This window comes from Flavobacterium tagetis (genome assembly GCF_016735615.1).
In the GTDB taxonomy this organism is placed as follows: domain Bacteria; phylum Bacteroidota; class Bacteroidia; order Flavobacteriales; family Flavobacteriaceae; genus Flavobacterium; species Flavobacterium tagetis.
Window position 1 is genome coordinate 69,124 of record NZ_JAERSF010000002.1, and the last position, 13,301, is coordinate 82,424.

Below are 13,301 nucleotides of genomic sequence, written 5' to 3' on the forward strand. Positions count from 1 at the left end.
TCTTTTTAAATTTCTACTCTTCTTCCAATATAAATGCGTTGTCTATAGCCGTTTTCACCATAACTTCGTTCTACTTTCTCTACCTGAAAAGTTCCATTTTTTTCTTTGTCCTTTGCGTTTTCAAGTATTACTTTATCTGTTGGTCTTACAAATGGTTCTCCAAAAGTGAGAAAAGAACCTTCAAATCCGCTTGGTTTACATTCCATGGCTCTTAGAGCACCATATTGATACAATTCTGAGGCAGTTTTTGTCACTGCATTTTTGAAAGCTTCGGGATTATTTGGTAAATCTTCACTATCATCATGTAAAATATGCGTTTTGATTAATTGACCATTCGGATCCCCTAATTCAACATACACGGGAGTGTTGGAGTTCTTAAAATACTTTTCAATTCTAATGCGTGTGTTTTTTGTTGACTCTTTAACAACAATTAGTTTGTCTTCTATAATATTATATCGAAATCTAAAATGAACCTGTCCTAAAAAACGGTCAGAAACAGATTTACTTAATTTATTAAGCTGAGAACCTAAAAGACTTAAACCTTGATTTATTAGTTTTTTGACTAATGTTCCTGCGAGCGGACTTTTAATAAAATTTCTATCTATAAAACTACCTAGTTCGCTTACAGTATGCTGCTGCGGGTTATTGGTAATGGTTAATACCGGACCAGCTTCTTCGGTTTTAAAATACGTATAGATTCCTTTGTCTTTTAGCATCTCAAAAACTTGTGCCAAACTGTGACTTCGATTGATTATTATGTTTCCTAATTCTTCATCAAGAGCATTTATTTTAAAAGGAAATTTTAGCTCTTTCATTCTTTTCTCAAAAAAAGTTTTAGGATTAAAACTGTCAACATTTGTGGTCGGATTTGTAGCAACAGCATTAAGAATGTCTTTTGAATTTTGAACGTCGTCATCTTTTACCGCTTTTACTTTTTTGAAGGCATACATTGTATCTTCACAAGAAATGGTTGCAGTTACATCAGATTGGACTCCTGTGATATAACCTCTAAAAGCGGGTTTGTAATCTCCATCATATCCTAAAAATATCTCGATGTAATTTTCTATTTTAAAGAAATCATGGATCGTTTTTTCTTCTCCATTGGCGTTTTTAAATAGGCTTTGATCAAATCCTTTCGTATCAGTATATACTTTTTTGGGCATCACAATAGTTGCTGTATCAGTCAACGATTTATACGAACTATTTATTTCTACATTTTTTACATAAGTAAATTCATAAAATTTAGGAGTGGGTATAAGGCTTACTGTTTCGTATACTTTAATTTTAGCATTTAGTTTAAGCATTGTCTCTAATTATTAGTTCTACAGTTTCATCTGATGTGGCGCTGGCCGTAAACTTTTGGATATTTTTTGTTCCAGAAATTGAGGGTATTGAATATGAATCGATAACGAGTTCATAAATTCCAAATCGATTCAGAATGGCATGGGTAACTCGTAAAGAATAAGGCGCGTTTAAGAATTGTTTCAATAAAAAAAGCTTTTCTTTTGGATATTCATCTCCAGTTTCATTAGCAATTAATCCTTCTATGGAGATGCTAAAATCGCCATTTGTAATATGTTCTTTGATTGTTGAATCTCTTCCTTCGATTCCTTCTTTTTTGATAATTTTTGAACGATTGATATTTACAGTCACCGCATCTATTCGTAAACTCGGCAAATTGAGATCATTTTTTACAAGAGGTTCAAAAACTAAAGGAGCAAAAACTCTAAGATTAAATTCGCCCCCAGTTTTATCTATAATAAAATCTTTTGATTCAGATTCGTTATAGTTTAGGCCGCTATATTCAATGTCTTTGTTTTCTAAAATTTCATTTACATTAAAATTGAATTTCATAATAATTTATTTTTTTTGTTTTTAATTTGAAAATGTTTGCGCAAAAGCTGTCATAAGTGTGTTTTCCATTCTTTTCTCATTATGCTTTTGCAGCCAGAGAGCTTCTTCCAAAAGTTTGTAAAACTCATCCATTGATAACTGGTAAGGATCTACTTGAAAAGCGTATCTGATAAGTGCAGCCGATTTTTTGAATTCGTCTTTTTGCGGTGTTGCATCTATAATGAATTCACTGTCTTTTTTGATTATTTCGACGATTGAGTTTCCTGAAGAAAGCATGAACTCGTCATTATAATTTTCTTTCTCAAGTAAACATTCTTTAAATAAAAATAGAATCGCTTCATGTGGATTGTCTTTGTAAATATTTTGATAATTTAGAAATGTATTGAAAGAAGGTTTTTTGCAATAAACGGTAACTAATTGATCATCAGAAGTGATTTTAAGCAAAGAGCCGTGTTTTTCTTTTAAGTTTTGAATTGTTATTTCGTCAAGCATTTTTTTATGATTTTGATAATAATTAAATATTGCTGTCTCTGAATTCTTTTTTGACTGCTTCTTCTAGGCTTTCGTTTTTTGAAGAAACGTTTAATGGAGTGATTGTAAACTGTTCGATAAAAATGTTTCCTTCAGAAGTCTGAGCCAAAGGATTTTTAAAATTGCTCATGTCTGGTGCAGGAGGTGTTTCTCCTAAATCTTTTGGTGTAAAATCCATGATTAGTGATTGTTTAATTGTTAATGTGAATAGTTGAGTTAAGGGTACAGTTGAGGTATCTGCTTTCTAAAATGTTTTGAATGCAGAAGTTTTTTATGCTGTTTAAGTAAACTAATATCCGGAATTAGAGTATGTAAAAATAAGGCTTAAAGAGGTGAAAAGCGAAAAATAAGAAGCTCGTTTTCAGTAGTTTCAGTAAGAAAAAAGTAAGCTGAGTTATGAATTTTTTGAGATTCATTTCAATAAGTAAATGTTTTATTCTTTAGGAATATAAAAAACCAGAATTAAAGATTCTTAATCTTTTGATTCTGGTTTTGAATTATCTTTAATTATAAGAGCAAAATAGATTTTTAATACTTAGCTTTATATTTGGTTTTTATTCGCATTAAGGTTTCCCATTCTCCAAACCAGTTGCTTTGTAAATCAGTTTCTCTATAAATGCCATTATTGCTGTATTCTATTAATCTGTAAGATGATTCGAAGGCATCAAATTGATTTGTTAAACTACCTCCTAAATATAATCTTGGCCTTAATGTAGCAGGTGATTCTCCAGCAGTAACATTCATTGTGAGTTGAAATAATAAAGATGGATTTTCAGATAATATGTTATTTACAGTATTTGAATTCATTATCATAAATTCAGCTAATTTCAAACCGCTTTGTCTACGAGTAACTGAATTGTATGGAGAAGGTAATGCACCTTGAAAGATTGGGTCTAAGTATCCATAATCTGGATTAAGATATCGGACAGTATTTTCAATTATACCATTTCGATTCTCAATGTTGTTATAAAATAAATTAGTGCCATTATAACTATTTATATCTGATAAAGTTATATTTTCTATAATTGCTTCTGTAAGTGGTTCGAAACTGCTTATCAAATTCGTATCCCCACCATAATAGGTTGCTTCTGCTAGGAAATTTCCTTCGCAATAGCCAATTACACTGTCGCCAATTTCTAGTTTATCTGTTGCATTGGGGTCAACTTTAAAAATTAGAAATTCTCCCGATGGAATAATCTTTTGGCTATTTTTTAATTGGTCAATATTCTCAATATCTTCTGCAGGAATTTTGTCATATTTATGCCAAAAAGAATCCCAAGTATCCCAAAACTGAGTTTGCGTTGGTTTTAAACCCGTTCTAAACCAGTTTTTGATTGTTTTTAATGTTTGTATTGCCATGTTTTTGTTTTTTAGTTTATTGTATTGATGAGTGTAATGGGCTTAAAAATGCACCAAAGTCCAAGAAAGATTTAAGATCTTTGATAGGGCTTTGATGCATTGGATTAAAGAGAAGTTGTTTTTTTTGAATGCTTTTTAAATAGAAATGTTAAAACTAGAATTCTTAAAGAATTACATAAGCCAAACTATTATTATAGAATTCTTTCGTACTGCCACTTATTACAGTCGTTGATGTTTCATTTGTGCCTGAATTCCAAATAGTTCCTTGTATTGTTATTGTGCCAGATCCTGCATTTATAATTTGAAACTTTATTTTATCATTTCCAAATACAGGAGGTAAATTCCAAGTTGCTGGGGCATTCCCTGTATAGGTATAATAAATTGTGAGAGCATTGGTATCTAGAGTTATCGTATCACTTGAATTAATGATGACATTACTGTTTATTGCATTTAAGGTGTATTCTAAATAGTCTTTGGTAACAATAGCTTTTCCAGTGCTTTCAGATTTAATATCTAAAGGCAACGCACTTGGTAAATAACCTAGTCCTCTGGAATCAGTATAAAAATCTGGATTAGAAATTACATTACCAGATTGGTCAACTATTAAAGAGTTTCTATAAGTTGGGCGGCTAAATTTTGTGTAAACTTTATCTGTTCTACTGGCAACATAAACGGCTCCATCGCCTCCAACTGCAAGACATTGTGGCCCTGCAGCAGTAGCACCTAGTACAGTTGAAACTCCATTAGGAGAAGTTTTTGTAACACCATTACTGCCAATTGTATAAACATTACTTTGATTATCTACCTTAAGATCCCAGCCTCCTGTAACAGTGTCCGATAGTATGGTAGTAGTTCCATCAGGAGCAATTTTATAAAGATTGGTGGTTCCTGAATAAAAGCCATACGCGTATATATATCCGGTATTTTGGTCAGTTGCCAAACAAATTGCACCGTTTAAAGAACCTGACCTTAGCTGCGACATAGTACCATTTGGAGATATTTTTCTAATCATACCATTATCATGAAGTATATACATCATGCCAGAAGCTTTGTGCCTAGTAAAAGCATATACTGAAGGGGCTATAGGTTGGGGTTCGGATGCTAATAATTTAATAATACCGTCTGGAGTTATGGTGTAAATTTCTCTTAGTGAAGTTAGAATACCTAAGACATACATATTATCATGCTCATCAATCTCAATTCCAACATAAGTTCTGTTGGGTAGAGTTGCCCATGTAGTAGTAACTGTACCATTTTTATCTATTTTGGTTATAGTTGATGCAGATCTATTTACAGTAAAAAGATTTCCTTTACTGTCCATAACAATTCCAGAGGGATATGCTCCTGTATCAGCAATAATAGTTGTCACACCGTCGATGGTAGTTTTCCTTACATTACTATCGACTCTATCTGTTAGATAAGTATTACCAAAATTATCAACAAGCATATCCCATGGATATGAACCGGTTGTTCCAAACATTATTGGCTTGCTTTCTATTGCTTTAGCTGGAATATTAGGTAGTTTTAAACCAGAATAATCAGCGACTGTACTGCTAATTCTCGTTGACGGTCTCAAAATTGTAACTTCATCTGGAGTATCAAGTATACCACTGTCTACAATTCCGCTTCCAGAGTTGTTAAATTTGGAGATGTAGTTTGGAGTTCCTGAAATAGATTCACCCCCTAGAGATTCAAGATCTGATGTGGTAGCTAATGTATAAGTGCCTGATTCCTTGTCAGGGAATTTATAATGTAAACCTCTTCCAATTGTATAACTGCTATCATTTAAGGTTACTTTTGTATAGCATCCTTCTCCTCCTGATCCGATTGATCTGCTGATAAAATCAGCATTGTAAGTGGTATTTGCAAACTCGTTTGACGCTCCTGATTTGCTATCTGAAGCAAATAAACCAGTCCCGTTTAGATTTATATAAGTGGGTGATTCATAATAATTAAACATAGCAATGTTAGAGTACCCTATATTGCCGTTATCCAATACACTTTGTAAATTTTGATTGTCTCCTGTAATGTCGTCTGTCGTTGCTAGCGTATAATTGCCATTAGGCTTATCAATTGGTAAACTATAAGAGGTTTGAGTTGTGGTGTTATAAGGAACTTTAAGAATATTATACCATCCATTAGTTCCATTATCATTATTTAATAAAGTGATGCCTTCATTTGTTAGAGATATATTGCTGTTGACATGTCCTGGTGCAGGTTCTGAATGACTTAAACTAGCATATCTATTGCCTAGAGCCATAGATGATCTAGTATTACCATCACCTGTAACTAATTCAATGGTTCTTGAATCAGGATCTCCATTCAATAATTTTACTTTACTATTTCCTCCTTCAAATTGGGCAGTATCTCCAGTTTCCAATGTCTGTTGTAATCCCTGAGGATCTCCTCCAAACTCACTTCTAGGAACAGATTTCACTTCATTATCTGCACCATGAACCAAAACATTGTCGGTTGCTTCTCCTTCATTTACAGTATTTAGTTGTAAAGGCTTATTAACTATTTGTGTTCCTTTTGATGATGGTTTTTCATCAGGCTTTGGTGCTATATTTTCTTTCATTTTTTTGCTTTTTTAATTAATATTTGCTGTACACTAACTCTTTATAGAAAGCACTCAGGATTATTAGAAAATCTACATCTTTAAATAATCCTGAGTGCTTCATTAAGTGATTTAAGAGTTTAAAAATGTTTAGGCGTTTTTTTATGATTTTCTCTTTATGAAACTATAAATTCCTCCGAATCTTCAAAGTCACCAAGAGTATCTGTTAATTTCATAATTGTACCAGAAGGTAAATCAAGCCAATACACATATAATTTAGGATAATAGCCTGTTGGCCATGAAGTAGAAAACTCAAGTTCTCCTGGTCTTTTATACTTAATAGCAATTCCATTGTAAGCGCCACAGGTATAAGATCTTAAAAGTATTTCGTCATGAAGCTCGTAAGTGATAGAGTTAGTGTCAAATGATAAAATTTTTCCAACCAAATTATTGGGTTTAGTAAAACTGCTCATCAAACTCGTATCTCCGCCGTAATAGGTTGCTTCGGCAAGGAAATTTCCTTCGCAGTAGCCAATTACACTATCACCGATTTCTAATTCGTCAGCTGTGTTAGGAGCTACTTTAAAAATTAAAAATTCTCCAGATGGAATAATTTTTTGTCCCGTTATTTGATCAATGTTTTCAATATCTTCTAAAGGGATTTTATCATCCTTATGTCGAAAAGAATCCCATGTATCCCAAAATTGGGTTTGTGTTGGTTTTGAGCCAGTTCTAAACCAGTTTTTAATTGTTTTTAAAGGTTGAATTGCCATATTCTTTAGTTTAAAATTATTTAGTTATAAATATTGTTAGTTCGGTTTTGTTTTTTTTTTTAATTGTTCATTTAGTACATCGAAAAATGTCCTTTATTATTAAAAAACGATTTCTGCAATAAGTTTGTATGATGGATTTAATCACATCAGTTTGATCAATTATAGATTCTAAATTCAATCATGTTTTCTCCAAGTAATTGGTCTTGCTGATCCATGGTTACTAACGTAGTTCGTACTTCAATCTGATTGTCATTTATTTTCTGAACACTCATTGCGCCATAAGAATCACAGCAACTTTGATAAACAAGAGTTCCATTTTGAGGAGAAAGAAAATTACCCTTAAATGCTCCTCCCAATGTAAATCTATAGGTGCCTACATCTACTCTAGATGCTACAACGGTTCCTCCAAAATCGTTTTGAAATACTGCATTTATTATTGGCGCATCAGTATAAGCTTGGCTAATTACAGCTGTCCATACTTTGTAAGGTTTTAAATTTTGAGATGAATTAGCAATAGCATTGTTTACAAAAGCTGTAGATGCTATTTGGGTATTATTAGTGGTTGGTCCAGCAGTTGGTACAGAGGGAGTTCCTGTAAAAATTGGAGAATCGATTGGTGCTTTCCCATTTGTTTGAGCATCAACATATCGTTTTGTTGTTAAATCATCTAATTTTAATGGATCACCCGCTTGAGCCGTGCAAAGAGAAAAAATACCATCTACATATTTTCTAAAGGAAATCTCAGGAAGATTGCCATAGCCACCTCCATATACTTCTATAGAAGCACTGCCACTAGTGCCATCTGTTGCATGTTGTATTAATCCTAAATTTCCTGGTTTTAATTCTACGAAGCCTGTAATTCTTCCTGAATAATGGTTTTGTAGAAAAGTATTTCCCGTAGATGCAAAAAGTTTTAGTCCTTGATAATATTCTGGACTAACGTAATAATCGGAAAGTATTATTGGATAATTGGCATGATTTTGTGCGGCGAGTGTCGACTCTAAGCCTTTGAAATCATCGGTAGTAGCCAATGTTATTTCTTTACCGTCAGTAATTGGTAAGTTAATTACACCATTTACTACAGATGATCTGTTGTTTCGTAGATAGGCTTCGATTCCATCGGTATTAAAAAAGATGCCCTGAGGATTTAATGTTGTCTGCTGATCTCCTTCTCTAGTACTTACTCCTGCAGAATCGATACCTACCAACATGTCTGCATTATTATCAGTTAACCGAATGTACCTAGAATTTATTTCTGTTTCTAACCAATTGTAATAGGTATCATTAAACAATATGCGATTAGTAGTCATATGGCCATTCTCAAGTACCTGATCCAAATTTTGCGGTCCTCCTCCGAATTCGTTTCTTGAAATAGATTTTACTTCATTATCAATGCTATGAACCAAAATATTGTCAGTCGGTTCTCCTTTGTTTACGGTATTTAATTTTAAAGGTTTATTGATATGTTGAGTGCTTGATGATGGAACATTTTTATTAGATTGTGCGTTTTCTTTCATTTTTTTGGATTTTAAAAAAAGTAGTGTGTTTTAATGTGATACTTTTCTCCTTTTCTTTAGAAATTAGTTCTCCTTTTTTGAAAATAAAGGAGTAATGCTCGGCAATACGGCCGATAAAAACAAACCAATCAATTTGATCCGATTAATTGTGATCAATGAAAGTCCTGCTTGTTGTAAAAGATCAAATTTTGTATCAATAATTCCAGTTATTACAATTAAAATGCTAGCTAGTACGGCAATAGTTTTCTGATTCATCTGTGTAAGTTTTTAGTTTGTTTATGGTTTTTGAAGAATGTGCTTTCGTTCTTATAAGTGAAAATTAAATTTTGCAAAGAAAATTTCAGGAAAATTTTGATTGATAAAAAAGGAAGTTCTTATCGGGTATTTTAGGCATTTTACTAATGCCAAATGCGAATCTGTAATCCATAATGGTTATCGTTTAAATTGATTAATAAATAAAGTTGTAATTGCTCTTTTTGAAGAAAATAATATTGGAGCACTGACAGATAAATACTGTTCAGAGACATGGCTCCATTGGATAATTTGAGGGTGTAAAAGTAAGTCAGAAGAGTAGAAAATGAGCAAAAAAAAGAGCTCTGTTTTCAGTAGTTTCAGTAGAAATAGAATTTGCTGAAACTACTGAATACAAGTGGTTTAAAATTTAGAAATGATAAATGTTGATGGTACTTTTACACCCTGAAAAAATACCAAAGCGATGAGTAAAAATACAATTCACAATTTCAATCTTTCCATACAAAATAGTGCTGAAATTCAAAACTCAGAACACTTAACCGAAACTATTATCAAAGAGTTGGCTAAAGTTTCAAACGAATTGAGCCAGCAAAAAGACATAGCCCAATTATGGCAGGAGCAACAAGATAAAAATGCCAGTTTAAACGTTTCTAATTTCTCAACCGAAGGCGGCGCTACTGAAACATTTGCTAAAAACAAAGAAGCAGCACAATCAGTTAGCAATACTCCTTCGGTTTCAGGGAAAGCTATAGAAAATACAACTAATAATGGATCGAAATTCATCGAAAAAGCTTCTTTAACAACAACATCAACTTTTAGCGCTCCAATCGGAGAAGGCGTTATTGATACTATAGGAGGAACAATTTTCGGTTCTTCTGCATCAGTTAGCACTACTTCTCCGATTTTGGGAGTAGAAAATGATTTAAATAGCGAATTATCGTCGCAAGTTTATTCCAATGTCGCGTCACAAGCGGTGTTATCAGTTCCACAAGCATTTCATGCAAATAGTAATGAGCCAACAATAGAAGCGGTAAAAGCCGAAATCAAAAAGAAATTGGAAGAGGCGACGAAGGCAAATGATACAGAGATGATTACATATTGGACTCGTATCGATAAAGCTTTTGATGGAGAAGCAAAGATAACTGATTTTGAAAATGAACTGCCTTTTGCAGAAATGTATAAAGCATTGAAAAATTTAGGATTATCGTCAATTGAAATCAAAAACTTTAATTGGGAAATAGTTCGTGAAAAAATGATTGAAGCAATTAATGCTAATATATTGAAAGGTGCTATTTCAAAAGAAAATAAAATCCGTTGGGGAATAATCAAAAACAAATTGGCAGATGATAAAACAAATGTTGCTAATCTTTTTGCGCAATATGACGAATTATTTTTATTACTAAAAGAAGTTGAAGGACTTGATGCTTTACCTAATTCTATTACGATAACAACAAAAACGAAAATATATCCTAATTTAAGCAATCCTTATGCGAATATTGGAAAAGAAGATGTTTATGTATTTCTAAAAAGAAGTAATAACGTTGATGTTCCTGGAAGTTCTGTAAAATCTGGAGCAGTAAAAATTAAAAATAGTACTGAAACTTCATTTATTGTAGGCGAAAGTTTGGAATTTTTACTTGATGAAACCTTATTAAAAGAAGGAAAAAATAAAAAAGAAAACATCAATTGGATTATTTACAAAGATTTAAAAAAATTAGGAACAGAATTTATAGATAAGGGTACATCTTTTACTTACAACTTTGATGCTCCAGGAACTTATATTGTAGAAGCATACGGATCAAGACCTGGCGCAAATAAAAAGGCAACAGCGAGTACATCGGCATTTATAAAACTAAGTATAATTGCTCAAGAAATTGTAATTACGCCACCTGTAAGCATCAAAAATAAATTGGGAAGAACTTCTGTAGAAGAGCACTTGTTCAGAGTATCTTTAAAAAATCCACAAATAAAAACTCTAAATCCAGTAAAACTTTATTATCAAGTAGTATACACAAATGAAGATAAAGCAACTGTAGTTTCGAAGGAACAAGAGCTTGATTCGACAGGAATTGTTAAGCTAGCGATGCAAAATTTTGGAGAATATGCTATTAAAATTGCCAGTAAAGATCAATATGGTCTAATTCAGAATCAAACATTTAGCGCGATTAAAAACTCTGTTGACAGTATAGAAATCCTCACGCAAGCTGATATTAGCAATGATGTTTATTTTTGGAATGAAACAAGCCGAGATGCCATATTTGCTGCCAAAAGCTTTAAAATTGAAGCTACTTCGCAAGAAAGAGAAAATGTAAAATGGTTGGTTTATGAAGAAAATGGCAAAACTTATATACCAGATGGTTTTAAACTGCAAATAGAAAATAATGAAGCGGGGAAACAATATCTCGCTAAAGGAGAAACGTTTGTTTTTCCAATTCCTAAAAAAGAAGGTGTATTTATTGTTGAGGCGTACAGCAATATTATGAAAGGTTTGAAATCAAAAATAATCAAAAAAATATATGTCAAATATCCAAAAGTAACTGAGGCTTCTTGGACTTACACCGATGGAAGTACAAAGAAAACCTCTGGTTTTGCGGGAGAAATGAATACTATAAAAGCAAGTATTCCAGGCTATGGAAATCAGCCGGTAAGAATTAAATTCTTTTTAAATGATAGTAGAGAGGTTAATTATTACAATGACACCAAAACAGACGAAAATGGAGAAATAAACAAAAAATTAAAATTTGATAACGTCTTACAAAAGCATTTCGGAATTCAGAAAGGCAAAACAGCCAAAATTAGATTTGAGCTTGAAGGAATAAAAAATGGAAAATCATACCCTTTTAAGAAAGACAGCAATGTGTATGATGATGCATTATTAAATGTCATTACCGCTGCTAAAATAACAGATGCATATTTTGTTTATGAAGGAAACCGAGTTTCTCCTTTTACACAAGTGCCATATGGATCAAAAGTAACAGGAGTGGTTAAAACTTTAAATATGGTAGGGAAGGAAGTAGTATTAAAAGTTTATAAGGATTTCCGCTATCCTAAACATAGTGTAAAAGTTATTGTAGATAACGAAGGAACTGCAACAATTGATTTTACTTTGAATGAAAAATGGCAGGAAATAAATTTTATGCAAGGTGTAATGGATATGTTTTATATCGCGATGGTAGGGGTAGAATCAAAACTTTATTCTGAGAATGGATTGAATGCTGTTTTGAGTAATGATACAAAAGTGAAAAATGGTAATTCAGTAATTACTAATAATGGATCTGGCATTATGTGGGGAGCAAAAGTTACTCCAGAATTCCGTAAAAAAGTGGTTCAGATATGTAAAGAACTTTGGGGAGAAGAAAATAAACTGAGAATGGCAAACCATTTAATGATTTGTATGAATGTGGAAACCAAAGGAAAATTTACCTCAAGTGTGGGTTATCCAGAAGCGACAGGGTTGATACAATTTACTGGAACTGCTATAAGTGAAATGAATAGAGTACAAAATGGAATAAAGTATACTGGTCCTGATTACAAAGACAAACTGCTAACTAGATCTGATTTAAGAGATATGACAGAGATTAGACAGTTAGATTTTGTTAAGCTATATTTTAAAATGCATATAGAGCGTTATAAAAGAGTTATTGATAATGCTGAAGATATGTACATGGCAATTTTTGCACCAATTGGCGTAGGAAAAGATGGAAATGAAGTTCTTTATGATAAGGCATTGAGTCCTAAAAATTATCATGATAACAGGAGTGCAGATGGAGAATATTGGGATGAAAAACAACACCAGATAATTAAAGGGAAAAAAGATGAAAAACTAACAAAAAATGAATTGACACCTAGAATAAAGCAATCGATTCACCTTGGGAAAATGTATGCAATAGAAATTGATGAAACTAGAAACTTGGACGTTGTTTTAGCAGACAAAATAATAAAAGAAAAGAGAATTACATTTAGTTCAATTCATCCATATTTATCTACAAATGACAGAGCTAATGCAGATGATAATATCAAAGATGCTTCTGAAGGAAATAAAGTGTATACAAGTGAATATGGACATGCAAGAGGTAAACAGGTTAAACTTTCTGTTGGAGTGCTATATGTTCTTCATGAATTAAGCAAAAAATATAAATTTAATGTTCAAGAGCTTGCAGGTGCCTCTCACTCTTCAGGTAGTCAGCATTATAAAGGAACAGCTATAGATATTAACACAATTGACGGTAAGCATGTCGACGATAAAAACTATACTGAAGAATTTTATGTAGAATTAACTAAAGCTGTTAAAGAAATGGGGGCTGTAAATGTTTATCATCCGTATTATTCTGCTACTCGTGCAGATAGAACTACTACAGAAGAAAGAAGAAAAAGACTTAGAAATGGAGAGAAATTAATTCCAAAATCGGATCACTGGAATCATATTCATATTCAATTTTAGTATATTCGCTTAAATAT

General features: G+C 32.4%; 10 protein-coding genes. 1 reads left to right on the forward strand and 9 read right to left on the reverse strand.

Annotated elements, in window-relative coordinates; genetic code table 11:
• Positions 1-5: 5 nt before the first annotated feature.
• The 9 genes from JI750_RS07700 to JI750_RS07740 form a co-directional block, all read right to left on the reverse strand.
• Positions 6-1,304, reverse strand: coding sequence for a hypothetical protein (locus JI750_RS07700; protein WP_201999910.1), 1,299 nt, complete (start codon positions 1,302-1,304; stop codon positions 6-8).
• Positions 1,297-1,854: a DUF6046 domain-containing protein gene (locus JI750_RS07705; protein ID WP_201999912.1), complete on the reverse strand. Its 558-nt coding sequence runs from the start codon at positions 1,852-1,854 to the stop codon at positions 1,297-1,299. The genes JI750_RS07700 and JI750_RS07705 overlap by 8 nt, the downstream gene beginning before the upstream one ends.
• A gap of 21 nt (positions 1,855-1,875) precedes the next feature.
• Positions 1,876-2,346 carry a hypothetical protein gene (locus tag JI750_RS07710; RefSeq protein WP_201999915.1) on the reverse strand — a complete coding sequence of 157 codons (471 nt, stop codon included), beginning with the start codon at positions 2,344-2,346 and terminating at the stop codon, positions 1,876-1,878.
• A 22-nt stretch (positions 2,347-2,368) separates the two neighbouring features.
• Positions 2,369-2,563, reverse strand: coding sequence for a hypothetical protein (locus JI750_RS07715; protein ID WP_201999917.1), 195 nt, complete (start codon positions 2,561-2,563; stop codon positions 2,369-2,371).
• Positions 2,564-2,913: 350 nt separating this feature from the next.
• A complete protein-coding gene (locus JI750_RS07720; protein WP_201999920.1) occupies positions 2,914-3,744 on the reverse strand; it encodes a hypothetical protein in 831 nt (276 codons plus the stop codon).
• Positions 3,745-3,907: 163 nt separating this feature from the next.
• Positions 3,908-6,322, reverse strand: coding sequence for an NHL repeat-containing protein (locus JI750_RS07725; RefSeq protein WP_201999922.1), 2,415 nt, complete (start codon positions 6,320-6,322; stop codon positions 3,908-3,910).
• Positions 6,323-6,477: 155 nt separating this feature from the next.
• Positions 6,478-7,074 carry a hypothetical protein gene (locus JI750_RS07730; RefSeq protein WP_201999924.1) on the reverse strand — a complete coding sequence of 199 codons (597 nt, stop codon included), beginning with the start codon at positions 7,072-7,074 and terminating at the stop codon, positions 6,478-6,480.
• 155 nt (positions 7,075-7,229) lie between these two features.
• Positions 7,230-8,591: a hypothetical protein gene (locus JI750_RS07735; RefSeq protein WP_201999925.1), complete on the reverse strand. Its 1,362-nt coding sequence runs from the start codon at positions 8,589-8,591 to the stop codon at positions 7,230-7,232.
• A 63-nt stretch (positions 8,592-8,654) separates the two neighbouring features.
• Positions 8,655-8,846 (reverse strand): hypothetical protein, encoded by a 192-nt coding sequence (locus JI750_RS07740; protein ID WP_201999927.1) that lies wholly within the window; start codon positions 8,844-8,846, stop codon positions 8,655-8,657.
• Between the two features lie 460 nt (positions 8,847-9,306).
• Here JI750_RS07740 and JI750_RS07745 point away from each other — a divergent pair, with 460 nt between their 5' ends.
• Positions 9,307-13,284 (forward strand): hypothetical protein, encoded by a 3,978-nt coding sequence (locus tag JI750_RS07745; protein ID WP_201999930.1) that lies wholly within the window; start codon positions 9,307-9,309, stop codon positions 13,282-13,284.
• The last annotated feature ends 17 nt before the right edge of the window (positions 13,285-13,301 follow it).